The sequence below is a fragment of the Microcoleus sp. Z1_A1 genome (genome assembly GCF_036700305.1).
In the GTDB taxonomy this organism is placed as follows: Bacteria; Cyanobacteriota; Cyanobacteriia; order Cyanobacteriales; family Microcoleaceae; genus Microcoleus.
Genome location: NZ_JAUBOR010000004.1, coordinates 14,887 through 39,915, shown reverse-complemented (window position 1 = coordinate 39,915; position 25,029 = coordinate 14,887). Strand labels below are relative to the sequence as shown.

23 protein-coding genes and 1 tRNA gene are annotated in these 25,029 nt (G+C 44.5%); 2 read left to right on the top strand and 22 right to left on the bottom strand.

What is annotated here, in order from left to right; translation table 11 throughout:
• Nucleotides 1-229: 229 nt before the first annotated feature.
• Genes QT973_RS03725 through QT973_RS03715 form a run of 3 tightly spaced genes read right to left on the bottom strand, consistent with a single transcriptional unit; the run spans nucleotide 230 to nucleotide 2,814 of the window.
• Nucleotides 230-727 (bottom strand): Fe2+-dependent dioxygenase, encoded by a 498-nt coding sequence (locus QT973_RS03725; protein ID WP_333055592.1) that lies wholly within the window; start codon nucleotides 725-727, stop codon nucleotides 230-232.
• 46 nt (nucleotides 728-773) lie between these two features.
• Nucleotides 774-2,171: a HAMP domain-containing sensor histidine kinase gene (locus tag QT973_RS03720; RefSeq protein ID WP_333055593.1), complete on the bottom strand. Its 1,398-nt coding sequence runs from the start codon at nucleotides 2,169-2,171 to the stop codon at nucleotides 774-776.
• Entirely contained in the window at nucleotides 2,137-2,814 is a 678-nt protein-coding gene (locus QT973_RS03715; RefSeq protein ID WP_333055594.1) for a response regulator transcription factor, read from the bottom strand. The genes QT973_RS03720 and QT973_RS03715 overlap by 35 nt, the downstream gene beginning before the upstream one ends.
• 185 nt (nucleotides 2,815-2,999) lie before the next feature.
• Between QT973_RS03715 and QT973_RS03710 the strand changes: the two genes are divergently transcribed.
• Nucleotides 3,000-3,722, top strand: coding sequence for a pentapeptide repeat-containing protein (locus tag QT973_RS03710; protein WP_333390645.1), 723 nt, complete (start codon nucleotides 3,000-3,002; stop codon nucleotides 3,720-3,722).
• 231 nt (nucleotides 3,723-3,953) lie between these two features.
• Here QT973_RS03710 and urtE read toward each other — a convergent pair whose 3' ends face one another.
• The 19 genes from urtE to QT973_RS03615 all read right to left on the bottom strand — a co-directional run bounded on the left by urtE (nucleotide 3,954) and on the right by QT973_RS03615 (nucleotide 23,481).
• Nucleotides 3,954-4,652 (bottom strand): urea ABC transporter ATP-binding subunit UrtE, encoded by a 699-nt coding sequence (gene urtE / locus QT973_RS03705; protein WP_333145659.1) that lies wholly within the window; start codon nucleotides 4,650-4,652, stop codon nucleotides 3,954-3,956.
• 211 nt (nucleotides 4,653-4,863) lie between these two features.
• Nucleotides 4,864-5,610 carry an urea ABC transporter ATP-binding protein UrtD gene (gene urtD, locus QT973_RS03700; RefSeq protein WP_333055597.1) on the bottom strand — a complete coding sequence of 249 codons (747 nt, stop codon included), beginning with the start codon at nucleotides 5,608-5,610 and terminating at the stop codon, nucleotides 4,864-4,866.
• A 179-nt stretch (nucleotides 5,611-5,789) separates the two neighbouring features.
• Nucleotides 5,790-6,518, bottom strand: coding sequence for a TIGR00266 family protein (locus QT973_RS03695; RefSeq protein WP_333055598.1), 729 nt, complete (start codon nucleotides 6,516-6,518; stop codon nucleotides 5,790-5,792).
• A gap of 186 nt (nucleotides 6,519-6,704) precedes the next feature.
• Entirely contained in the window at nucleotides 6,705-7,847 is a 1,143-nt protein-coding gene (urtC, locus tag QT973_RS03690) for an urea ABC transporter permease subunit UrtC (RefSeq protein ID WP_333055599.1), read from the bottom strand.
• 27 nt (nucleotides 7,848-7,874) lie between these two features.
• Nucleotides 7,875-9,029, bottom strand: coding sequence for an ABC transporter permease subunit (locus QT973_RS03685; RefSeq protein ID WP_333055600.1), 1,155 nt, complete (start codon nucleotides 9,027-9,029; stop codon nucleotides 7,875-7,877).
• 487 nt (nucleotides 9,030-9,516) lie between these two features.
• Nucleotides 9,517-10,836, bottom strand: a complete 1,320-nt coding sequence (gene urtA, locus QT973_RS03680) for an urea ABC transporter substrate-binding protein (protein ID WP_333055601.1) — start codon at nucleotides 10,834-10,836, stop codon at nucleotides 9,517-9,519.
• 540 nt (nucleotides 10,837-11,376) lie between these two features.
• A tRNA-Ala gene (locus QT973_RS03675) sits at nucleotides 11,377-11,449 on the bottom strand.
• A gap of 120 nt (nucleotides 11,450-11,569) precedes the next feature.
• A complete protein-coding gene (locus QT973_RS03670; protein WP_333210702.1) occupies nucleotides 11,570-12,298 on the bottom strand; it encodes an HAD family phosphatase in 729 nt (242 codons plus the stop codon).
• Between the two features lie 129 nt (nucleotides 12,299-12,427).
• Nucleotides 12,428-13,327 (bottom strand): class I SAM-dependent methyltransferase, encoded by a 900-nt coding sequence (locus QT973_RS03665; protein WP_333210705.1) that lies wholly within the window; start codon nucleotides 13,325-13,327, stop codon nucleotides 12,428-12,430.
• 252 nt (nucleotides 13,328-13,579) lie between these two features.
• Nucleotides 13,580-16,144 (bottom strand): ATP-binding protein, encoded by a 2,565-nt coding sequence (locus tag QT973_RS03660; RefSeq protein ID WP_333055604.1) that lies wholly within the window; start codon nucleotides 16,142-16,144, stop codon nucleotides 13,580-13,582.
• A 295-nt stretch (nucleotides 16,145-16,439) separates the two neighbouring features.
• The gene (locus tag QT973_RS03655; RefSeq protein ID WP_333055605.1) at nucleotides 16,440-17,165 is read right to left on the bottom strand and encodes a TVP38/TMEM64 family protein; all 726 of its coding nucleotides are present in this window, start codon (nucleotides 17,163-17,165) and stop codon (nucleotides 16,440-16,442) included.
• 99 nt (nucleotides 17,166-17,264) lie between these two features.
• A complete protein-coding gene (gene arsS, locus QT973_RS03650; RefSeq protein WP_333055606.1) occupies nucleotides 17,265-18,251 on the bottom strand; it encodes an arsenosugar biosynthesis radical SAM (seleno)protein ArsS in 987 nt (328 codons plus the stop codon).
• A gap of 231 nt (nucleotides 18,252-18,482) precedes the next feature.
• Entirely contained in the window at nucleotides 18,483-18,878 is a 396-nt protein-coding gene (arsC, locus tag QT973_RS03645; protein WP_190732266.1) for an arsenate reductase, glutathione/glutaredoxin type, read from the bottom strand.
• A 43-nt stretch (nucleotides 18,879-18,921) separates the two neighbouring features.
• Nucleotides 18,922-19,578 (bottom strand): arsenical resistance protein ArsH, encoded by a 657-nt coding sequence (gene arsH, locus QT973_RS03640; protein ID WP_333055608.1) that lies wholly within the window; start codon nucleotides 19,576-19,578, stop codon nucleotides 18,922-18,924.
• 6 nt (nucleotides 19,579-19,584) lie between these two features.
• A complete protein-coding gene (gene arsB, locus QT973_RS03635) occupies nucleotides 19,585-20,736 on the bottom strand; it encodes an ACR3 family arsenite efflux transporter (protein ID WP_333055609.1) in 1,152 nt (383 codons plus the stop codon).
• Nucleotides 20,737-20,772: 36 nt separating this feature from the next.
• A complete protein-coding gene (locus tag QT973_RS03630) occupies nucleotides 20,773-21,801 on the bottom strand; it encodes a PstS family phosphate ABC transporter substrate-binding protein (protein WP_333260806.1) in 1,029 nt (342 codons plus the stop codon).
• A 116-nt stretch (nucleotides 21,802-21,917) separates the two neighbouring features.
• Nucleotides 21,918-22,277, bottom strand: coding sequence for a metalloregulator ArsR/SmtB family transcription factor (locus QT973_RS03625; protein ID WP_333055611.1), 360 nt, complete (start codon nucleotides 22,275-22,277; stop codon nucleotides 21,918-21,920).
• Between the two features lie 97 nt (nucleotides 22,278-22,374).
• On the bottom strand, nucleotides 22,375-22,629 hold the full coding sequence (locus QT973_RS03620; RefSeq protein ID WP_172188171.1) for a hypothetical protein: 255 nt from the start codon (nucleotides 22,627-22,629) through the stop codon (nucleotides 22,375-22,377).
• 177 nt (nucleotides 22,630-22,806) lie between these two features.
• Nucleotides 22,807-23,481, bottom strand: a complete 675-nt coding sequence (locus QT973_RS03615; RefSeq protein ID WP_333055612.1) for a HEAT repeat domain-containing protein — start codon at nucleotides 23,479-23,481, stop codon at nucleotides 22,807-22,809.
• A 289-nt stretch (nucleotides 23,482-23,770) separates the two neighbouring features.
• On the opposite strand from QT973_RS03615, the gene QT973_RS03610 reads away from it, so the two are divergent.
• Nucleotides 23,771-25,024 carry a transposase gene (locus QT973_RS03610; RefSeq protein ID WP_333055613.1) on the top strand — a complete coding sequence of 418 codons (1,254 nt, stop codon included), beginning with the start codon at nucleotides 23,771-23,773 and terminating at the stop codon, nucleotides 25,022-25,024.
• Nucleotides 25,025-25,029 lie beyond the last annotated feature (5 nt).

The following is a 25,029-nucleotide window of genomic DNA, read 5'->3' as shown; positions in this document are numbered from 1 at the left end:
GAAAATATTTTGTGATCCCCGCAGATTCGGTAAAAAACCCGGTTTCTTTGGTCAAAATGGGTAATTCATGTTGCAAATAATTTCATTTTGATAGAAAGTGCCGTCACTTGTGTATCCATAATTGCTAAAACTCCCTGAAGTACCGCTTTGATAACCATAATTACTATGACAAAACAAAGTAAAGAACTCGGAAAGACCTAAAATGTATTTCATCCGCCTCCAAAACCTCCTAAATAGTCCTGGACGCACGACATCTATATCTCGTGTGAATGTAGGGGCAATCCCCCCGGTGGTTGCCCTTATTCCTTGGTCTCTTGCGTAAGTCCTGCTCAACCATTGAACCAGCAGCAAGTTTAAAAGCTTGTTGTCCTTGGGTACTTTCAATCACTAATTCCCCGCCCGTATAACTTGCAGGATAGCTGAGAAATAGAGTGAGAGACAAATCCGATCGCATTAGTTCTTCATCTCCCATAATCGCATTATCAATATGTGTGCCGTAGTACATTCCTCCCTGATAGCGACTCAACATAATCGGACGCATCGCTTTAGGGCGCGCCGCTATTTGGAATAAAGAATTTCGTTTTAGTGCTTGGTTGACTAAATTTCTGAGTTCTTGAGTTGGAGCCGCATCATTTTTTAGTTGAGCGTTATTTTTTACTTGTTGGGCGTACCAACCTGCTGTTAACTTCCCATCAACAAATTCAGCATTGGAGAAAGCGGTGAACAAGGAGAATCTGGGAAGAAGAGTTAAGGTTTTTTATTAATATCAACTCTTAAGCTACTGAGGATAATTTTACATGAAAACAGCTACCTACTCCTAGCTGACTGGTAACGCTAATTTCTCCTCGATGGCTTTGGACAATTGCTTGGGCGATCGCCAATCCCATCCCCAAACCCCCTTCGCGGCGATTTCTGGCTCGATCTGCTCTCCAAAATCTGTCGAAAACTAACTTTACATCTTCTGGAGCAATGCCGATACCAGTATCCTCTACACTCACAATTGTCGATCGGTTCTGTCTGCTCAGAGAAACAGTCACACTTCCGCCCGCTGGTGTGTAATGAATTGCGTTTCCGAGCAAGTTGGAAAACAAACGAGTTAGCTGTGCAGCATCTCCCATTACAGACGTATTAATGGCTAAATTTGACTTGAGAATAATTTGCTTTTCTTGAGCTTGCAGTTCCCACAAATCTAGCAAATCCTCTAATAGTTCATCTAACGGCACCGCTATCCACTCGCGGGCGATCTTGGCTGCTGGTGCATCCATTCTAGTTAATAAAAGTAAGTCTTCAACTAACTGAGTCATCTGTTTAGTAGCAGAGGCGATCGCCGCCATTTTCTTAACATCCGCTGCATGAATTCTCTCTGGATGACTCTGCATAACTTCCACAGAAGTTTTAATCGCTGTCAGCGGACTTCTCAACTCATGGGAAGCATCAGCAGTGAATTGTTTTAACTGCTGAAAACTATCCTCAATTGGCTTGAGAGATTGCTTAGTCAGCCACAAACCACCAACCGCAGTCAAGCTCATAACAATAATACTCCCATAACCCAAATTCCAGCGGAGTCTGCTGAGAACTTCTTCGACTTCTTTAGTAGATTCGCTGGTGCGAATATAACCTTTTAATTCTTGCTTTTTATTATCATAAGAAATGTAAACTGGAATGGTCGCCGAGCGAATTTGCCCGTTTTGTATGGTTTGGAAACCCGATTTTATCGGTACTGGCGGTAAAGTATTGCCGGAATTTCCTAACATTTTACCTGCTTCATTAAACCATTCTACAGCTTGATCTGGTTCCCGCAGATTTTGCCAGGGAATGTCTAAGTCTCCGTCTTTATCTAACTGGCGCGTTACTTTTTTCCGATGGAGTTCAATTTGAATATCATCATTGCGCTGTTCACTTTCTTGGTCAGATTCATCGCCTTTTTTTTCTGGATTTTCTGAAATATGCTGCTTTTCGATCGCAACTAAACTGTGAGAAGCTGCTTGAGCCAAAACCTCCAATCTCTGGTCTAATTCTTGATACAGACTGCTGGCAAATAATTCATAAACAGCAATAGCAGAAGTTCCTAAAATAGCTACCATTACTGTTAAGTAAGATAGCAATAAACGCCATCCCAAAGCTTGAAATTGGGGATTAGAGGTTTTGGTTGAGCCGATAACCGATGCCATAAATAGTCTCAATAAAATTAGCTGGTGCACCTGCAGCTTTCAGTTTTTGCCGCAAACCCCGGAGATGAACTTTTACGGTTTCTTCTCCTGGCGAGTCTTCAAAAGCCCATATATGGTCTAGGATAGCACTCCGTGTTAAAACGCGCCCTCCTGTTCGCAGGAATAATTCTAGCAAACTGTACTCCTTTGGTGTAAGATGCAGCAAATTATCGCGATAAGTAACTTCGCAGGTATTCGGGTTTAAACGCAGATTTTCCCACTCTAATACTGGTGGTAAAGTTGTACTTCCCCGCCGCAGTAAGGCTCTAATTCTTGCTGCTAATTCGGGCAAATCAAAAGGTTTAACGACATAATCATCGGCTCCCGCATCTAATCCCATGACTTTATCATTGCTGGTGTCTCTGGCTGTTAGCATTAACACGGGGGTTTTTAAACCTTGTCGGCGCAAGCGCTGACAAAGGCTAATTCCATCTAATTTTGGCAGCATCACATCTAGCAGAATTAAGTCATAAGTAAAAGCTTCTGCAAAGTTCCAACCTTCTTGACCGTCGGCGGCTATATCTACGGCATAATGTTGGTCGGTGAGGGCTTCTGCTAATGCTTGGGCAATGCGATAGTCATCTTCTACTAACAGAATCTTCATAGCTCGCTGCTAAATACTGACTGCTAAATACTGACTGCTAAACAGCAATATAAAAGATAATTGGCACACCAGACGGTTCCGAAGTATTTGATCTAAGTTGAGATTTATTGATCTCAATGTAGGGCGTTCGCTTTTCGGAGTATCATACAATATCAATGGTATTTTTGCACTCTTGTTATTTATTTATGAGAAAAATCACAATATTATCGATCGCCCTACTAATTTTTGCAGGAACTCTCGATTTGCCGAAGGTGGGGCTGCAACTAAGTGCGATCGGGCAAATAGAAACACCCCAACCAATCCCAACACCCCAACCAATCCCAACACCCCAACCAATCCCAACACCCCAACCACAAACACCCCAACAAATCCAAACACCCCAACAAATCCAAACACCCCCAATCCAAACACCCCAACCAAAAGCAAACGACCCCAAAAAGCTCGGCTACGTCTCCCCACAATTTGCCGAAAATTTCTCCCAGCAACAAATCGACCAAATCAACGCCAACGTCGAAACGCTGCTGCTAACTCAAAGCTGCTCCCGCTGCGACCTCCGAGCCGTAAAATTAGTTAACCTTAACTTAAAAAATCCCATCCTGACAGGATCAGATTTATCAGATGCCAACCTCAGCGGTAGTCGCTTCGAGATATCAGATTTTGTCAACACCAATCTAGCTCGCACAAACTTAAGCGGAGCCGAATTAGTAGGAGCGAGAATCAGCAACGCTAACCTTAGAAAAGCTAACTTGACAAAGACAAATCTAGACGGTGCAGACTTGCGATTTTCCGACTTGAGAGATGCCAATCTTTCCGATGCCAACCTCCGCAATGCTAATATAGATGGCGCTACTATCGATCGAGCAAGCATGGCCGGCACCACAATGCCAGACGGCAGGAAAAATAATTAATATAGTCTCGTTTCCGGCGCGATTGAAATCGCTTCTTTTCAAACAAAGTGGGGATGGCGTCCGAACGGAATCCCTTGTTCCCAGGCTCAGCCTGGGAATAAATATCTAGAGGCTCTGCCTCATTCCCTCGTTTCCTGCTTCCCTCTTCCCTCTTCCTTCCATCCGTTACATCCGTTACATCCGTTACATCTCGCGCAAGCGAATCCGTTGCCGAACTTCCTTCAATTCTATTCAAACAGCCAAAAACCTCTGAATCACCTCATCACTTAACTCGCTAGTGCTTCCAGAAGCCACAATCCCCCCTTTTTGCATAGCATAATACCAGTCAGCTTGCCGCACAAAATGCAAATGTTGCTCCACCAACAAAACAGAAATTCCCCTAGTCGCAACCACACGGCGCACCGCAGCTTCAATATCTAAAATAATCGACGGCTGAATCCCCTCCGTAGGTTCATCCAAAACCAGCAACTGCGGCTCACCCATCAAAGCCCTAGCAATAGCTAACTGCTGCTGCTGTCCCCCGCTCAAATCACCTCCCAGGCGATCGAGCATAGTTTTCAAAACCGGAAATAACTCAAAAATTTCATCAGGAACTTCAGGATTTTTGGTTTTGGTTGGTTTCGCTTCCAAACCTAACAAAAGATTTTCTTTTACAGTCAAACGTGGAATAATTTCACGCCCTTGAGGCACATAACCAATGCCTAATCTAGCCCGCTGGTAAGTCAACTTAGAAGCAATAGATTCTCCGCCAAAAGCAATAGTGCCACTGCGCGGTTGCAACAACCCCATAATCGTTTTTAGCATAGTAGTTTTGCCCACACCATTGCGGCCGATCAAGCAAACCATTTGCCCAGCATTTACGCTTAAATCGACATCGCGCAAAATGTGACTTTCGCCGTAATAAACATTCAAATTAGAAACTTGTAGCATAGTTTTTAGATGGGTAATGGATAATTGGTAATTGGTAATTGGTAATTGGTAATTGGCCTCGTGTCCGTTGAATTACCCGCGCTCAAATTTGGTCGCTGGGGCGGGTTTCTGTAGATTGTCGGTGAGGATGAAAGATTGTTGGTTAACCCGCCCCTACAAATCTTGTGGTTAATTTACCAAAGATGATACGTCAACTGTCAACTGTCAACTGTCAACTGTCAGGTTTTCCCAAATATACCTCAATTACCCGATCGTCATTTTGCACCTCATCCATAGTCCCCTCACACAAAACCGCACCCTGATGCAACACCGTCACCTGCCGCGCAATTTGCCGCACAAACTCCATATCGTGTTCAATTACCAACACCGAATGACTTTCGGCCAACGAAATCAGCAACTCCCCAGTTAACATCGTTTCCTCATCCGTCAAACCCGCCACAGGTTCATCTACCAACAACAAATCAGGAGATTGAGCCACCAACATTCCAATTTCCAACCATTGCTTTTCCCCGTGAGAAAGCAAACCCGCCGAAATATCAGCCTTAGCAACTAAACCAATGGTTTCTAACAAACCAGAAACCGTGCGTTTTTCAGCAGCAGAAGCAGGCTGGAACAAAGTTGAAAAAACATTTTTGTGGCGACTGCAAGACAATTCCAAATTTTCGCGTGGCGTTAAATTCAAGTAAACTCGCGGCGTCTGAAACTTGCGGCCAATTCCCAAACGCGAAATCCTATCTTCCGACAACTTGCGTAAATTTTGTCCCTTAAATAACACCCTGCCCTCAGTCGGCTGCACCTTCCCAGTAATTGAATCGAGAAAAGTAGTTTTCCCCGCACCATTGGGCCCAATAATAACTCGCAGTTCGCCCGCATCCATACTAAAATTTAAACCGTTGATGGCTTTAAAACCATCAAAACTCACAGTCAAGTTTTCTATTTCTAATACTTTGCCATTCATAGGTAATTTCTCCGGGTAGGGTGCGTCAGTTAAAAGTCTCTCGGTAAGCCAGAAAATCTGTGGGCTGACGCACCTGAGAGCGCTGATTTTCTCTGAGAAGGTGCGTCAGTTAACAGTCTCTGGGTAAGCCGGAAAATCTGCTAGCTGACGCACCCTACACAAGCACATAAATGGTTATTTTACTCTAAACTAAAACTGCTAGAGCTGCTCGAAATAGGAGGTGGAGAAGCAGCTAAAATCCGTTCAGCTAACTTCGAGAGTGGCAAACTTTGCACGTATACTTTTCCCGGCCCAGTCATCTTTGCCAAAAACAAGCCTTCACCTCCAAATAAAGCATTTTTAAACCCGCCAACAAACTGAATATCGTAATCTACAGTCGCTGCAAAAGCTACTAAACAGCCGGTGTCTACTCGCAACACTTCGCCAACTCCCAAATTTTTCTCAACTATTGTTCCTCCCGCATGAACAAAAGCTAGCCCGTCACCCTGCAACTTTTGCAGAATAAAACCTTCTCCGCCAAAGAAACCGGCACCGAGCCGCTTCGTGAAAGCTACCTCAATGTCAATGCCGTTGGCCGCACAGAGAAATGAGTCTTTTTGACACAAAAATTTACCGCCAAGTTGGCCTAAATCAAGGGGAATTACTTTACCCGGATAGGGGGCGGCAAAAGCTACGCGGGCTTTACGATTTCCGGCGTTGACAAAGGTGGTAATGAAAAAACCCTCTCCTGTCAGCATTCGTTTGAAACCTTGAAATAAGCCGCCGCCTGTGGATGTTTGCATTTGGATGTCGCCTTCCATGTATGTCATGGTTCCAGCTTCAGCCCTGACGCCTTCTTTGGGGTCGAGTTCAATCTCGATGAGTTGCAAATCGTCGCCGTAGATTTTGTAGTCAATAATATCTGCCATATGTTGTCCCTCAAGTTAAAGAACGAAGCTACTTGCTACGGATATCTAAGTAGGTGGACATATATATTGCGTCTCCTCAGAGAGAAACGCAGATTTTCCCAAGTCTATTGCGATTGCTTTGTTTGTCTGTTGTAGGTGACATTTATTTATGTCAGCCTACTTATAAATTACACGATATTTTTGCACTCAATGTTCAAGTTCTTCTTTTTCGAGCTGCACTTGGGGGTCTTGTTCCAGGCTGGGGTAAGTAGATACGTACTTCGGTTTTCTGAACAAGCTGCGGATTTGGTCGAAACTTTGATCTTGCAGCCATCCGACTATGCCGTCGGGCAGGACTGTGACTACTATTAAAAATAGCGCGCCTTGGAAAAATAGCCACACTTCGGGAAATTGTTCGCTCAAAAAACTCTTGCCAAAGTTGACTAGCAGCGCTCCTAATATTGCTCCAGATAATGTGGCGCGGCCTCCCACTGCGACCCAGATTACCATTTCAATTGAAAAGGCAATATCCATTGCTTTTGGCGAAATGATTCCGGTTTGTACGGTAAATAATGCGCCGGCAATCCCGGCTAAACCGGCGGAAATTGCAAAGACTAAAACTTTATATCCTGTGGGATTGTAACCTGAGAAACGCAGGCGCACTTCGTCGTCGCGAATTGCTACTAGCAGGCGACCGAAGCGTCCGCTGGTCAGCCATCGGCAGAGGGCATAACTTGCTGCTAGAAATAGTATGGTGAGAATGTAGAAAATATATTGAGTATCTCGGTCATTGACTGTGGCTCCGAACAAGGTTTTAAAGTCGGTGAGTCCGTTGGTGCCGTTAATCAGTTTTTGCTGACCGTTAAAGAAGTTGAAAAATACAATGGTTGCTGCTTGGGTGAGAATTGAAAAGTAAACGCCTCGAATTCGATTGCGGAATACTAAATAACCTAAAAGTGCACCCAAGATGGCGGGGATGAGAACTATTGCTAATGCTGAGAAGGGAAATGAATAAAATGGTTGCCAAAACCAGGGGAGTTCGGTAACGCCGTAGAGGTTCATAAATTCTGGCAATTGACTGCTGGCGGTTGGGGGAATTTGCAGTTTTAGGTGCATGGCGAAGGCGTAGCCGCCGATCGCAAAAAACACCCCATGTCCTAAACTAAGTAAACCCGTGTATCCCCAAATTAAGTCTATGCCGAGGGCTGCAATTGCTAGTGCTAAAAATCGCCCTAATTGATTGAGCCGAACGTCGGGGAGTATTCCTGGGAGGAGTAAGATGAATGTGAGGGCGATCGCGCTGACAATTGCCGCTTCTTTTACCCAGGGTTTTTGATGTTTTTTCTGCATTTTTCGCTACACTCGCAGTTGTAATTTTTAATTTTCTACCGTCCGCCCTTTTTGCGGGAAAATCCCTCCCGGCTTCACTTGCAGAAAAGCCATAATTAAGGCGAATACCATTACTTTTGCCATGCTGGTTGTGGCGAAAAATGTGAAGAAGTCGGCTAAAGGCTTGATAGGAGCGAACATTAATGCTAGAGTTCCCGAACCGATCAGGTAATTGGCAGTGCCGATCGCGATCGCAGCAACTACACTCCCCACAATCTTGCCAACACCGCCCACAACCACCACCATAAAGGTATCGACTATATAATTTTGTCCGGTATTTGACCCTACCGAACCAATCAAACTAATCGCGCACCCAGCGACACCAGCCAAGCCTGAACCCAAAGCAAAAGTCAGCGCGTCTACTTGTTCGGTAGGAATACCCAAACACGCACTCATGCTGCGATTTTGCGTCACGGATCTAATCCGCAATCCCCACACAGACTTTTGCAAAAATAGGTAAATTCCCGCCAAACAAATTCCGGTGAGGACAATAATAAAAATTCGCGCGTAGGGCAACTGAAAATTGCCCAGCGGTATGCCGCCCCGCAACCATTGCGGTGCAGTCACGTCCACATTTTGAGCGCCAAACCAAGGTTGAGTTACGGCCAGTTTGTAAGTTTGCCCTAAAAAGGTGCTCACCGCCCAGGAAATACCCAAAGATAAAGGCAAAATTATGGCGATAATTGTGCTGCGAATGCGATCGAAATCCAGGCGCGATTTCAGCACCCGCAAACCGCCAAAAAACAGCAAACAAAACACCGCAATCCCAATTACCAACACCCAACTCACGCTGCGGACAAACTGCTGCAAAATTAAACTTACGCCCCAAGTTGCCAGCAGAGTTTCTAGCGGCCGCCCGTAAAGATAGCGAATCACTCCCCGTTCGAGAATTAATCCTACCAATGCAGCCACTAAAAAAGCTAGGGGAATTGCAAATAAAATGTAGGTTTCAAAAGCAAATCCTCCGATACCTTTGAAGACATTTTGCACTACGAAAGTTGTATAAGCCCCCAGCATCATCAACTCGCCATGAGCCATATTAATTACGCCCATCAGCCCGAAAATAATCGCTAATCCCAGGGCTGCAATTAGTAAAACAGCGCCGATGCTAAGGCCGTTAAATAAACCATCTAATATCGCCAATTGTGTTACTCCTGCATCAAGTCGGTTAACTTTGTTCGCGGATAATTAGGGGCTGATTTTACCCCATTGGTGTCAAGTTAAGCATCGAGTTTTATATAAAAAATGCTTAGATTCAGTATCTCGATTCCCCTAAATCCCCCTTAATAAGGGGAGTAGGGGTTGACTTTGAAGAGTCCAGTTCCCCTATATTAAGGGGGAATTTGAAGACTCCGGTTATATCATGTCCGATCGAGTGACTGCGATTAAAAGGGCGGGTTTTTGAGATTGTCAATTATTGGCAGATATTTTTCGTGAACCCGCCCCTACCGTATTAGGAGTAATCGACCGGACATGATATTACCTCTTATTAAGGGGAGTAGGGATTGACGAAAGAATGCTCTTACTCCCCCCTTGGTAGGGGCGGTGCTACCCCTACTCCCCGTGCCCGCCCTTGGCTAGGGGGGATCGGGCTTCACCCAAGCGTATTGAAATTGGTATTACCTACTTATCAAACTTTGAATTTGCCACCTTTTGCGGGGTCTGACCAATCGCAAGCAAAGCCTTGTGTTTCAGCAACAAATTGATTCCAAGGCACCGGCTTCACTGCTTCGGGTGTAGCAAATGCGATGTTAAATAAACCGTCATCTCTAACTTCGCCCAACCGCACAAATTTAGAAAGGTGATGGTTAACTTCCATCGTTACTGTGCCCCCCGGCGCGTCAAAGGTTTGACCCAAAGCGGCTGCCCGTACTTTTTCCAAATCGTCGGCTGTCCCTGCTTTTTCGACAGCTTGCTTCCACAGGTAAACCATGATATAAGCTGCTTCCATCGGGTCATTGGTCACTCTATCTTTGCCGTATTTTGCCTTGAAAGCTTCCACAAATTTTGTATTGGCCGGAGATTCCACAGTCATGAAGTAATTCCAGGCGGCGTAATGGCCTTTAAGATATTCTACGCCGATCGCCTTTACTTCTTCTTCTGCAATACTGACTGACATTGACGGATATTTGTCCGGGCCCAAACCTGCACCCTGCAACTGTTTGAAGAATGCTACGTTGCTGTCGCCGTTGAGGGAATTAAAAATGACGCCGCCGTCTGGCAAAGCTGCCTTAATTTTACTAATAATTGGCGTGACTTCTGTCCCACCCAAAGGAATGTAATCTTCCCCAACTAATTCGCCACCTTTGGCTGCTAGCTGGGCCTTGATAATTGTATTGGCAGTGCGGGGAAAAACGTAGTCAGACCCGACTAAGAAGAATTTTTTGCCTTTATTTTCTAGCAGCCAGTCCACTGCGGGTTCGATTTGTTGGTTCGGGGCTGCCCCAGTATAAAAGATATTTTTGGAACACTCTTGACCCTCGTATTGTACGGGATACCAGAGCATATGATTTTTTTCTTCAAATACTGGCAATACTGCTTTGCGGCTAGCGGATGTCCAGCATCCGAAGACGGTGACAACTTTATCTTGGTCGATCAATTTTTTGGCTTTTTCGGCAAAAGTCGGCCAGTCTGAGTTGCCGTCTTCTATTACTGCTTCGATTTGTTTTCCGAGAACGCCACCAGCTTTATTGATTTCTTCGATCGCTAATTGTTCGGCATCGACAACGCTTTTTTCGCTGATGGACATCGTGCCGCTCAAGGAATGCAAAATTCCTACTTTGATCGTGTTTCCGCCCCCGGCTGCTGCTGGTGTAGTTCCTGTTGATGTGGGAGAAGCGGCTGGAGTTGCTGTTGGAGTTGGAGTTCTACAAGCTTTTAGAAATAAACTTGATGTTAGGGTAGCAGAACCGTATAAAAGGAATTTCCGCCGATCGAATCGCTTTGTCATTTTTTCTTGTTACTCTTGAACAGATGAGTCTGATGATTGAGAATAATAACACATAGCGACTTGATATTAAGACTCGCGTCAGCAGACTGTTGTATTTTTAGCTACAAAACTTATTGTTTTTGACAAAATGAATGTTTTGTGGGGATTGAGGGCAACTGCGGCAGAAACCGGGCTGATACCATTTTAGATTTTAGATTTTAGATTTTAGATTGACTGATGACATCAGGGTTGGGATCGCGGGCGTAGCGGATTTTTTTGGCAAACCTGGTTTAGACGCCCAAATACGTCTTTTCAGGAATTAGTGTGACATTAGAAACCCGGTTTCTTTACAGAAATTATCTTATTGATGCTACCAGTTAGGCCGCAACCGGGTCGATCGCACACTCATAGAAAGCGGGTTTCTCGCTCTCGACAGGTTATTGATGCTAAAACTTAAGCAGCAACCGAGTCGATCGCACTTGCATAGGCGAGTATCAAAGCAGGTGACGATCGCACTTCGCTTTGAGTACGATCGTCACCTGTAGAAATACCCCTAATTTATGGAGAATAGCGGACTCGAACCGCTGGCCTCTGCGGTGCGATCGCAGCGCTCTACCAACTGAGCTAATTCCCCTGATTGAGTTTTAATTTAGCATTTTAGATGCGAGATTGCCGAATCTAAAAGGCTGACAGGTTTTGCTTGCTCTCACGTTCGCAGACCGTCACTTACACTAGCACGTAACTGCTAAAAAGGTCAAGTGTTTTCCGCAGCCGGCTCAGTGGGGGCGATCGAGCAAAATGCCGCCACTCTATCCAACTCTAAATCAGCAAAATAGTCCACCGTCCAATTAGCTTGGCGCTGAATCATGTGAAACGGGTAAGTGTGAGTCACACCCGCAACCTGAATCCCCGCTTTTTTCGCTGCTTCAATCCCCGCAAAAGTATCTTCTAGCGCCAAACACTCGATCGGTTGCAGGTTAAAGTCGGGATATTTCTGGTTGAGAAGTTCCACAGCCAATAGATAGCCGTCGGGTGCTGGTTTGCTTGCCGTCAAGTCATCGCCTGCAACAATTAACTCAAAGTTTGCTGCCAAACCGGCCCGATCTAACACCAATTCTATATCCGATCGCATTGCCCCGCTAACTACGGCCATTTTCAGTCCGGCGGGCCGAATTTTATCAATAAATTCTGCCAAACCGGGATAAATCGGCAGTTTCTCCAAAGTATCTATTTGAGCTTTGTAAGCTTGGGCCTTGCGTTGCAGCAGTCGATCGAGATATGTTTCTGTTAGATATCGTCCCCGGCGCTTGAGCAGTTCGGTAATGCAAGCGCGATCGCTCCTTCCCAAACAAATTTCTCGAAACTCCCCACGTTTGAGCTGGAGATTTTCATCGAGCATCAATTGTGCGATTATTTTCTCGTGAATTGGCTCGTCATTAACAATCACACCATTAAAATCAAATAAAACTGCTTTTAGAGTCATTAGTCATTAGTCATTAATCATCAGTCATTAGCAAGTTAGTAGGGGCGGGTTTTACCAACCATCTCAACCTAAAACTAACCATCTATGAAACCCGCCCCCAAAGGGCGAAAAATACACCTCAACAATAAGTCAAGCCGGAGCTGGAATGCCCGGTAAATCGCCATCAAAATCAGGAGTTCGATCGCCCCAATTCCACCCCCTCGCCACCTTAGCCTGTTCCAAATCTTCCCCCGGCAAAGGTTTCACGCCCTGCGTCACCTGATTCACCCACCAGTGTTCGTGAGTTTGCACCCCCGCGAATCCTGCAGCCCCCACCCAAGCATCGAGGCTGCCAGCCGCGTAAGACTTAATATAAGGCTCTTCAAAGATATCAGTCAGCCACTCTGTCTGCCGCAAAGTTTTTTGGTTTCCGTCCAAAATTGCCACTTGTCCCCCAACCTTCAGCAGTCGGAAGCTTTCTCGCAAAATTGCCCGCGATACAGCAGGTGGCGTCTCGTGAAACAGCAAGGAAGCTGCGACTAAATCGAAGCTAGCATCGCCAAAAGCAACGCTTTCGGCATTTCCGTGCAACCACTGGATATTTAAGCCGGCTTTTTGCGCTTTCATGTCGGCAACTACCAGCATATAAGGCGACAAGTCCAGGCCGACAACTTCCGCTTCGGGAAAAGCCTGCTTGAGCATGAGCGTTGTCGAACCGGTGCCGCATCCCAAATCGATGATTCGGCGCGGTTTCACCCGCACAGCGTCAATTAAGCCTTGCCTGACGACTGTTTCGTGGGGAGGCAAAACATATTGCGTGATGGGATCGTAGGAAACGGCGGCACTGGGGTTGAGATAGCCGCGTTTAATGCCGTGAAAGTTTTGGCTGCTGTAATATTCGGGATAAACTAAGTTGGGTTGTCGGTAGCGATCGCCCGCTGTTTCCCAGTCGATACCTTCGTAGAGTCGTTTCAGCGCTTCTTCGTCGATCGCCAGTCGCATCAGGGGCGACAAAAAGCGCTCGAAAATTGTATCCTTGCCAACAGCCATAAAACACCTTTAACAAAAACTATTCTAATTTTAGCCAACCGCCGTAAATTTAGCATTAATTAAAACTGTTTAGCCCCTCTTCCCTCTTCCTTCTATCCCTTACCTCCGTTAAAACTTTACAAAATCTGCGGGCTTCCTTTCCCACTTCCTACTTGTACGAGTTTAAACAAGGCAACTGTAGACAAGCTATAAACTCTTATTTTATCAGTCCTTCCCAAATCTAAAATCTAAAATCTAAAATCTAAAATCGTTTTACTTTCCGTTACTAATAGGAATTTTAACCAAAAATTCCGTTCCTCCCCCCGGAGGTTTAGCAATTGTGATGCTACCACCATGTCCATCTACTACAATTTTGTAGCTAATTGCTAACCCCAAACCCGTGCCTTTACCCACATCTTTAGTAGTAAAAAATGGGTTAAAAATTTGGTCTTTAACGCTGTCGGGAATGCCGGGGCCGTTGTCGGCGATCGCCACTTTCAGAAATTTACCGCCATGTTCGCGAACTACCCCCGTGGAAATAGTAATAATTTTATCCAGGCGATCGATCTCGTTCAAGGCATCGATCGCATTACTCAGCAAGTTCATAAACACCTGATTTAGCTGAGACGGATAGCACTCGACTGAAGGCACTTTTCCGTATTTCTTGACTATATAAATTCTATTTTTAATGCGGTTGGAGAGCAGCAGCAAGGTATTTTCTATACCTTCGTGAATATCCGCTAGCTTTTTGTCAGATTCATCCAGGCGAGAAAAGTTCCGCAAAGAAAGAACTATGCTGCGAATGCGTTCGCTTCCTATTTTCATAGAATTCAATATATGCGGCAAATCCTCCTCGATAAATTCTAACTCGATTTCTTCGCTAAATTCTGCGATTTCCTGGGGAACCTCTGGGAATGCTTCTTTGTATAAACTCACCAACTCTAATAAATCTTTAGTATATTTGCTGGTGTGAGGCAAATTAGCCGAAATAAAGTTAACGGGGTTGTTGATTTCGTGCGCTATTCCAGCCACCATTTGACCTAGGGATGACATTTTTTCGCTCTGCACTAAATGAGTTTGAGTTTTTTTCAGTTCATTTAAGGCACTATTAAGCAGTTTTACTTGGTCTTGGGTTTGACTGTAAAGGTGAGCTTGAGTAATTGCGATCGCCAATTGGTCTGCTACAGCTTTTAACAGTTGAATTTCCTCCCGACTCCAAAGCCAATGAGTAGCGTGGCTACAAATTAAATAACCCTGCGGCTGGTTCTGAGTCTGGACAGGTACGGCTAAATAGCTATTAGCTTTAAGTTCCGGCGGTTGAGTTACACCCTCCGCCCAAGTGTCGCTCGAAAGAATAATTGGTTCGCCTTGACCACTCCGTACTAACACATTTTCGATAAAGTAAGACTCAAACTTTAGGGCTTGTGTCGGAGAATCAGATGGGCAATATTCCCACAGGATTTGTAACGTTTTTTCTTGCGGTTTGTACCAACCAAAAGCCGCCCGTTCTAGGTGCAGCAAACTTACTATTTCTTCGACTGTACTTTGCACAATCTTGTCTAATTCAAGAGAAGCGCGAATACGTCCAGCAATCCGGTTGAGCATGGCTTCTCGCTCCGCTTGAGCGCGATTGTTTTCGGAGGAGTAAATTAGCCAAATGGCTGCTAGCATTGCCGGGATGAGCAGTCCGGCGACTACGGATGTCAGCAAATTTAATGCTTGCAGTTGGGATTCAATATTTTCGCGGGGAATTACTAAAGCCATCGACCAGTTAACTTCCTTGAGGGGAGCATAGGCTACATACACCCATTTGTTATCTATTTTTACCAGTTCGATGTTCGTCTGGCGGTCGATCATCTGCCGCGCAATTGTGGAGAGAGCGGGGTCTTTTGACTGTAAAAAGCTTGGGGCCTCCTGGTCGATATTTCCGATTAAGTTATTGTTGGGATGAACAATTGGCACTCCTTGTGAATTGAGCGCAAAAGCATAACTTTCGGAACCGTACAGTAAGCTGTTAGCGACAGATGTTACTCGGTCTAATTTAATGCTGCCCGATAGGACTCCAATTACTTGATTGGGAGCGGGAGGTAAGGCCCAAATAGGAGCTGAAATAATAATCGTAGAAACTTTTGTACTGCGGCCGATCAGCGGGTCGGAAACGTTGAGCTGTCCGGCCATTGCTTTTTGAAAGTGTTGGCGGTCTTTGCTGTTCGCGCGGTTGCCTAGAGTATTGATAAATGAGCCGTCGGGTTGAATTAATGACAGGATGAAATACTCTTTTAACCGGTATATTTCTCCTTGCAACCGGGGTTCGACTAATTGCCAATTGAGAGTGCCAACCGTAGGATCGTAAGCAATGGTTTCTATTTCTGCTTTGCGGCTGCTTAGCCAGCGGTCGATTTCATCGGTGCCTTTTTCTAGTTTTAATAGTGCTATTTGCTTTAAATTGTCAAGGATTAGTCCGCGTACAAAAAAATAGCTGATGCAAGCTGTTGTGCTAATGGTTAAAGCGGTGGTACCCAGAATTAGCAGGGTCAGCAAATGGCGGCGCTGCCGTCTGTGTTGCCAAAGACTGTGCGCTTGCTGCCACTGCGATTGAGCAGAATTGCTAATGTTGTCCCAGATTTGGCGCAGCTTTTTTGTTTGGTGTGGCGGCGGCGCAGACACAGATCCGGCTTGATTTGCTGGGTTTTGCATCATCAAATGTTCTCTCCGAATCAAATTCATCAAACTGTATTGGTCATTCGGCAGAATTAATATCAGCCAAGTCGTGAAACCAGTTTCAGAAAATAATGCAACTGTAGACCGGTGCTGCCAACCCTGGTGGTCATCAGTCATTCCCAATCTAAAATCTAAAATCTAAAATCTAAAATGGTAAGACTTACATTCCGGATTGCAAACAATTTTTCTTATGGTTGGGCACTCGCCTTCTATTTTGGCATCAATTGTATATTTCGACGTTCGATTTACCTATTTGAGGTTTGTGCTTTACGATATCTTTAATATCTATCTCGTTTGTATAACAAAATAATTGTAAATAACACAGAGAAAATACGGAGTTTTTTAGATTTCTAATGTATTATAATGTATGAGCAAAACTCTATTGACAATTTTACTGATTTGTGCTTTGGTTTCAAGGGGAAATTTTTTCGTCTAAAGCTTTTTTAGCCAAGCGGGTTGCATAAACGGTGAGGGCGATCGTTGCTACCAAACCAATGCCGTAAAGAGTCCACTCAGCAGCAGTGCGCGATCGCCCGCTAGATCCAAGTGCAGCCAAACTCCCGGCCAGGGAACCGATATAAACATACATGACTGTTCCGGGAATCATGCCGATCCAAGATGCCAAAAAATAATCTTTTAGAGATACCTGCGTGACTCCAAAAGCATAGTTAAGCAAATTAAACGGAAAAATGGGAGAAAGTCGCGTCAGCAGCACAATTTTCCATCCTTCAGAAGCAACTGCGGAGTCGATCGCCTTAAATTTTTGATTGCCCTCTATCTGTTTGGAAACCCAGTCGCGAGTTAAATACCGCCCTACCAAAAAAGCGCAAGTTGCGCCTAAAACTGAGCCGATGGAAACACAAACCGAACCGCCAACGACTCCAAACAAAACGCCAGAACCGAGAGTCAGCAAAGAACCGGGGATAAATAGAACGGTTGCGACAATGTAAATGAGAATAAAAGCTGCCGGGCCCCACGGGCCGAGACTCGCGATCGACTCCAAGGCATTTTTCAGAATTCCTTGAAAGTTAAAAAACCTAGTCGCTGCAATTAAAGCCACAGCTAAACCAATCCCTAAAATCAGTTTCCACCTATTTGATGGCGGCGGATTTTCATCGGGCGATCGCGAATCATTCATTACCTAAACTCTCCACTCATTCATTGCATACACCGTAAGGTTTGTAGTTGCGCTTTAGCGCTAAAAAACTTTGTAATAAAGCGCAACTTTTCCCTTAAATTAAATCAAAGTACCGCCACAGCTAGAACCGCTACCCGCCGTACAGCCGTAACAATAAGCAGCCGTTTGCACATCTTGAATCACATCTAAACTGCCAGATGCAAGCAATTTAGCAGTATTTATCTTTTCCCCACTGCCAGTTTTCGCCGGCAGATTTTCCATTTGGTTAAAATCGCAGTCGTAGACATTGCCCAAATAGTCGATCGACAATTCGTTACGGCACATTAAATGTTCCAGAGTACCGGGATTAAAATTATCCTCCAAAAACCCCAGATAAGACTTGTGAAGTTTCTTATGTTCCAAATGAAACTTAGTCCGTCCCACCGGCAAATTAGTAATCGCGAACAATTGATTAAAACAAATCCCAAAATCTTCGGCTAAATAAACCTTGTAATCTTCCTCTAACTTGCCTTGTTCCGGTGTTAGCGAAAACTTGTCTGTTGCCGGCACTTGTGGATTGTACACCAAATCCAGAGTTAAATTTGGGTTTTTTCCGTATCCCAACTGATTTAGCTTTTGCAGCGCCCGAATCGAACTGTCAAAAACACCGTTGCCACGCATTTTGTCCACATTGTCAGCTTGGTAGCAGGGAAGCGACGCCACAATTCTGAGTTGGTGCTGCGCGCAATATTCGGGAATATCTTCAAAACCTTTTTCAAAGTAAATAGTCAAATTAGAACGAACAATTACCTCTTTACCTGCAGCCCTGGCAGCTTCCGCTAGCGGTTTAAAACCGTAAAGCATTTCGGGAGCACCGCCGGTGAGGTCAACAGTTTGAATTTGAGGAAAGCGGCGAATGATTTCAATTAATTGGTCGCAAATTTCCGGGGAAAGTTCTTCTGTTCGTGTCGGGCTAGCTTCTACGTGGCAGTGAGTGCAAGCGAGGTTGCAGCGTTTGCCGAGATTAATTTGTAAAACTGTAATCTGCTTTTTAGTTAAAGCTGAGTGAAGTTTGTTTTTGAAAGGCGTGACTGCGGTCTGAATCATGTGCTAAACTTTTTAGTCTCTGCTCGCAACGGATTTAGAGGCGTTCCGGCGGAACGCCTCTCATAATTTAGCACTAATTCTTTGGATGCGAAAGCGACAAATTTTAACTGTCGCTACAAAGTTAATTGAAACTCACATCTTGCACCATTCTTAAGAACAGGCTTTTCGGCCTGTTCCACAAAAGTTAATTTTATTGTGGGGTGGGCATCCTGCCCGCCCGTCTACTTAATCTTACTTGAGAGAGTCCACTAATGTTTCAACTCGTGCTTTAATTTCATCTCGAACGCGGTGAAAAGTTTCGATGGGTTGTCCGTCGGGATCGTCGAGTTGCCAATCTTCAAACACTTCTCGCAATACCCACGCTTCGGGTAAATTCACGCCGCAGCCGCAGAGAGAAATTACGGCGTCGTAGTCTTCTGCATTGAATTCGTTTAATGGGTTGGATGTTTGATCGGTGATGTCAATGCCGATTTCTGACATGACTTGAATTGCTGTTGGATGAACTCTGCTTGATTCTAACCCGGAACTGGTGACTCCAATCTTGCCGGCGCCGATGGTTTTAGCGAATCCTTCTGCCATTTGCGATCTGCAGGAGTTTCTTTTGCACACAAACATTACTTTTTTCATGGGATTTGTTGGTTGTTGGTTGTTAGTTGTTAGTTGGTGGTTGTTAGTTAGATGTTTCAAGGGCGCGATTTGCTAGGGCGATCGCCTCTTTAGCTGCTTGTTCTTTGCGTTCGCTGTAGCGATCGGTCAAATAGTCGGTTTGCTCCCGCAACAGCAAGGTAAACTTGTACAGTTCCTCCATTACGTCGATCGCGCGATCGCGGTAAGGCGAATCCTTCATCGTCCCATCTTCATTAAATTCCTGATAAGCCTTCGCAACCGAAGACTGATTCGGAATCGTAAACATCCGCATCCAGCGGCCCAAAATTCTCAAAGTATTGACAGCATTAAAAGACTGGGAACCGCCGCTGACTTGCATCACCGCCAAAGTCCTGCCTTGAGTTGGTCTGACAGCCCCAATATTTAAAGGAATCCAGTCAATTTGATTTTTCATAATGCCAGTAATATTACCGTGCATTTCTGGACTAGACCACACTTGACCCTCCGACCACAGGCTCAATTCCCGCAATTCTTGAACCTTCGGATGCGTATCGGGAACGCTACCGTAAATTGGCAGTTCCAGAGGATTAAAAAACCTAACCTCTGCACCGAACCCCTCAATAATTCGAGCCGATTCTTCCGCCAACAAGCGGCTGTAAGAACGCTCTCTTAAAGAGCCGTATAAAAAGAGAATTTTGGGTTTATGAGTGAATTCGTTCATGAGATTCTAGCAATTGGAATTGGGCAGACAACGAGGGTCTCGCAGCGATGCAGTTTCTGGTTTTCGGGGAAACCAAAATGCTGTTCGCTTGCAGATTTCTACCAACATTAACATCACTGGAACCTCAATTAAAACACCTACAACTGTAGCCAAGGCTGCACCTGAGTTTAAGCCAAACAGCATCACAGCCGTAGCAATCGCTACCTCAAAATGATTGCTGGCCCCAATCAGCGCGGCAGGTGCTGAATCTTCGTAGCACAAGTTGAGTTTTAAAGCTGCTACATAAGAAATCAGAAAAATGAAGTTTGTCTGGATAAACAGAGGCACAGCAATTAAAAGAATGTGCAGAGGATTGTTGACAATCAACTCTCCTTTGAAGGCAAACAAAAGAATTAGCGTAATCAAAAGGGCCGCCGTAGCAACTGGACTCAGATATTGCATAAACTCTCGTTCAAACCATTCTCGCCCTTTATGTTTAAAAATCCAGAAACGGCTATACATTCCGGCGGCTAAGGGCAAACCGACATAAATCAATACAGACAATACTATTGTCTGCCAAGGAACAACTAAATCATTTGCTGCTAACAGCCATCTGCCTAATGGTGCATATAAAAACAGCATTGCTAGGGAATTAATGGCAACCATAACGAGGGTATGTCCTTGATTGCCGTAGGACAGATATCCCCACATTAAAACCATCGCAGTACAGGGGGCAATTCCTAATAATATTGTACCTGCAATGTAGGAACTAGCGATGGAGACTTCACTGCCACGAATTATTTCGGTGCCGGTAATGAGGGGGCGAAATAGCCAACCTAAGAAAAACTGAGAAAAGGCTACCATTGTAAATGGTTTGATAACCCAGTTGACGACTAATGTTAAAATCACTGGTTTGGGCGTTCGCGCTGCATTAGCCGCCTGGGTAAAGTCTATTTTTACCATGATGGGATACATCATAAAAAACAGACAGATGGCAATAGGAATTGACACCTGATAAAAGCTGAGAGCATCAAGGGTGACGGCGACGTTAGGGAATAGTCTACCGAGAAGAATACCGCCTAAAATACAAAGAAATACCCAAAGGGTGAGGTATCTTTCAAAAAAACTGAGTTTGCTTCCTGCTTTGACAGGTGAGTTAGTTGCTTGAGGATGGTTCATTTAGTTAACTGGTAAGTGAAACTTGATGAGAAAAAATTAAAATTTTGCCTCTTTTCGTAATAACTCTCCAATGGTTAAGTCAAACCTAGCTTGACCATCGAAGAAAGTCCCAACTTTGCCATTGTAGAAATTCTTGTAAATCAGTTGATAGCCTTCGCTTGGTAGGGGAATGTAACCGACCGACTGGACTAAAGTTGGTGCTTTTTTCATGTAGAATTGCACAAACTCGCCCACCTCTGGTTTATTTTGGACAGCGGTGTAACTGACATAGATAAAAAGAGGTCTACCGAGGGGTTGATATTGAGCGTTTTCTACAGTTTGTATGCTGGGTAGAACTGGCCCTTTACCATTGTCTATTCCTAATGCTTTTAATTGATTTTGATTGGTTTCGTAATAGCTTAATCCAAAGTAACCCAAGGCATTTGGATCTTTGATAACTCCTTGGGCTAAAACATTATCATCTTCACTAGCTGTATAGTCGGTACGGCTGGATTTCGCAGTACCTACTGTTGCTTCTGTGAAGTAGTCAAATGTACCGGAATCTTTGCCTGCACCGTAAAGGGTTATAGGTTGATTTGGCCAATTAGGTCGAATCTGATTCCAGCGGGTAATTTTTCCTTGGGCGGCGGGTTCCCAAAGTTTTTTTAGTTCGGCTACTGTGATGTCTTTTGCCCAGCTATTGTTGGGATTGACTACTACTGTGAGCGCGTCAAAGGCGACTGGTAATTCGTAGTAGCGGATGCCTGCTTTGTTGCAGGCTTCCATTTCCCCTGCGCTGATGGGGCGCGAGGCGTTGCTGATGTCTGTTTCGCCAGCACAAAACTTTCTAAATCCTCCACCAGTACCGGAGAATTCAACAGTAATTGATGCTTTTTTGGGATTGGTATTTTGATATTCTTTGGCGATCGCATCCGTAATTGGATACACGGTGCTGGAACCGTCTATTTTAATGCTTTGCGATTCTGGCGACTGGACTTGTCCGCAGGAGCTGAGAAGCCCGATCGCACCTATGGTCAAAGCAATTATACTTAGTGCGGAAACCTTGGCCTTTTCTGCTCGGTTCATTGACCTCACCCAATGCCATAACTAAGGGGTACACTGGAATCATATCAATAAAATTTGATATGTCAAGTATGAGGGAAGACAAACAGGCAATCAACACATTAAGAAATGTTGATGGGTTAATCTGCGTCAGAACAGGGGCGTGCCGGCAGGATCTGGCTGAAGCGGCGGTATTCGGCGAGGTACTGTTCGAGGGCGACAAACTGAGCTAAATTGAGGCTGTAGTAAATCCAGCGGCCTTCTTGGCGGCTGCGGACTAAAGCTGCATCCTTCAAGGCTTTGAGGTGAAAAGAGAGTTTAGGCTGAGGGACAGAAAGCCGATCGCACAATTCGCAAACGCACAACTCCTGTTCTCGCAGCAACTCCAGAATCTGAATCCGCAGGGGGTCAGAAAGAGCGTGAAAGCCGGAGGAGACAAGTTTTTCCGAAATCTGTCGCTGTGAAATGCGATCGGGCGCAGCCGTAGAATTTTTAAGCATCAATTATTTTGAAAACATCCATACAAAACATCATAGTTACTCAAGCTTCATCCCAGAAAATCAGTGCATTCAGCATCGACAGATTCTTCGGAGTTGATTACTTGGGATTCTGTACCCTTGCCGGCACATCAGTGAGTCCGGCTTTCTGCATCAGCGAAATCACCCCTATAGATAGAATTCCCCCAATAATTGCCCCAACAACTACCAGGATGATAAAGACTTTTTGCAGAGTTTTTTTAGTAGCTGGGTGGTACTGTCTTGGCAATGCTTCACCTTGCTCGTCAACTTCTTGCTCCAAGGGGTCTAGCGGATTGGAGGGATTTGAGTTAAAGGGATTGGGCGCTTGATTCATGGTTAGTTTCGGTTAAAGGAGATCGACAACTATTTTAACTTGCGATTTAGCCTCGCAGCTTAAATAATACATTCTGGTTTTACTGAATAGTCTATAAATTTTATTAAGATTGCTAACATACGGATTAACCCGGTTTATTGAATAAACCGGGTTTTTTAACATACTAAAAGTTTTATGTCACACTTCTGCTTTTGACAAACGATCGAGAGAAATTGTTGCCGCCTCAGATACTTGAGAATTGCTATCTTTTTCTAGGTATTTCAAAGCCGAAACGCTCTTAACACTCGGCAAATTGCCCAAAGCTTCAGCCAGCCTCTGGCGGATCAGCCAATCTTCCGACTGAGCAAAATTGAGGATGCGATCGATCGCCCCAATATCTTTAATTTCCCCCAAAGCCGAAATTGCCGCCTGCTGGATCACCACTTGATCGCTGTCGAGAGCTTTCAGTAGCACATCGCGGGCCCGGGGATCTTTGAGATTTCCCAGAGAAACAGCAGCGCTGAAGCGCACCAGCCATTGAGTATCTTCGTAAAAAGCGCGCACCAAAGCATCAAAAGCTCTGATATCTTCGAGATAGCCCAAAGCACCCGCAGCGTCAGCGCGAATGCCGTAATCCGGGTCTGTTTCTAGCAATTTGACTAGAATAGGATAGCACTCTGCTGTCGGTTTGACCCCCAGAGCAAACACAGCCATCGATCGTACCTGCAAACTTTCGTCGTTCAACACCTTTTTAATCAAAGGCACCGCCTCTGCAGCAGGCACATTCCGCAAGTTGGCCAAAGCCACCATGCGATCGGCGGAATTTTGGCTTTCTAACTTGGCTGCAATTTGCTCTAAGCTTAAAGTTGTCATTATGGATAAATCTTGTAGTAAAACTTTACATTCGGGTTATTTTGATTATAGGGGAGTCTCAGGGGAAAAGCAGGCCGTAAAAACCGCCCTGCGTATTTGAGATGAATGAGATTGCGGATTATTTCCATTAATCTGAAGCTCAGATTAATGGAAATAATCAATTAGAAAGTCTATTATTTAAGTCGCAAGCATAGGCGAGGTGTTACACTATATCGGATAATCCCAAGACTTTATTGTACAGTGCTTAACAAAGCAACAAAAAACTTTTCGTTTATCCCCCAAAAAAATTATGATTGTCGTTGAAAGGCATTACATAGATCGGCAGCATCAGTTTTTTAAACAGTTTGATGACTTATCTTTCCTGTCCAAAAAACTCTACAATTATGGTAACTCTTACATGAGGCAACACTTTTTTAACTCTGAGTCAAAAGTTGGCGCTGCCAAGAGTCTAAAACAGTTATATGCCATCCTAAAACCCACAGCCGACTATAAATCCTTACCTGCTAAAATTAGCACTCAAGTTCTCAAACAAGTTATTCACGATTCGGAGGCTTGGAAAAAGTCAATCAAGGCTTATTACCGAGATATCCATCAATTTTCATCCCCCCCCCGAATTCCCAAATACAAACATAAAACCTGTGGACGTAACTTGTTAATTTATGATAACCAATCGATAGGACAAAGGGGAAAAAAGAAAAATAATGGGCTACTTCATTTATCTCAAAGTGACATAATAATTGCTACAAAAGCGCAAGATGTCATAGAGGTAAGGATAGTTCCTGCCACAGCGACCTACGTTGTTGAGGTTGTTTATAAAAAGCCTGTAACGTTGGTGGATTTAAACCCTCAACTCATAGCAGGTAGAGATTTAGGGATTGATAACCTCGTCGCTTTAGCATCAAATAAGCCAACATTTACTCCAACTCTATATGATGGAAAACAGCTCAAATCAATCAATCAAGGTTTGAATAAGCGCCGAGCATTTTTACAGTCAAAACTTGAGAAAGGGAAATATACCACACATCAAATCCAGCAAATCATCTTTAAGCGAAACAATCGAGTTGAAAACTATCTTCATCAAACCAGCAGTTTGATAGTCAAGCGGTTGGTGGACGCTCAAATCGGGCAGTTAGTTATTGGGAAAAATGTGGGGTGGAAACAAAATTTACAATTAGGAAAAAAAACGAATCAGACGTTTGTAGCAATTCCTGACGCCAAGCTCGTAGAAATGATTACTTACAAAGCTGAGTTAGTGGGGATAAAGGTAACAGTTACAGAAGAATCTTATACAAGTAAGTGCAGCTTTTTGGATTTATATCCTGTCGGTAAGCAAGAGTCTTACCAGGGTAAGAGAGTTAAACGTGGGTTGTTTCGGTCGGGGAATGAAACGCTGATTAATGCTGATGTGAATGCAGCATTAAATATGATTAGAAAAGTAAACGGAAACTCACCCTTTGAGGAGTGCAGCAACCGTATAGAGGTGTTTGCAGTTTCACCTGTACGGGTTTCACCTGTACGAAAAGAGCCACAAAAAATCCGGTAATGTCA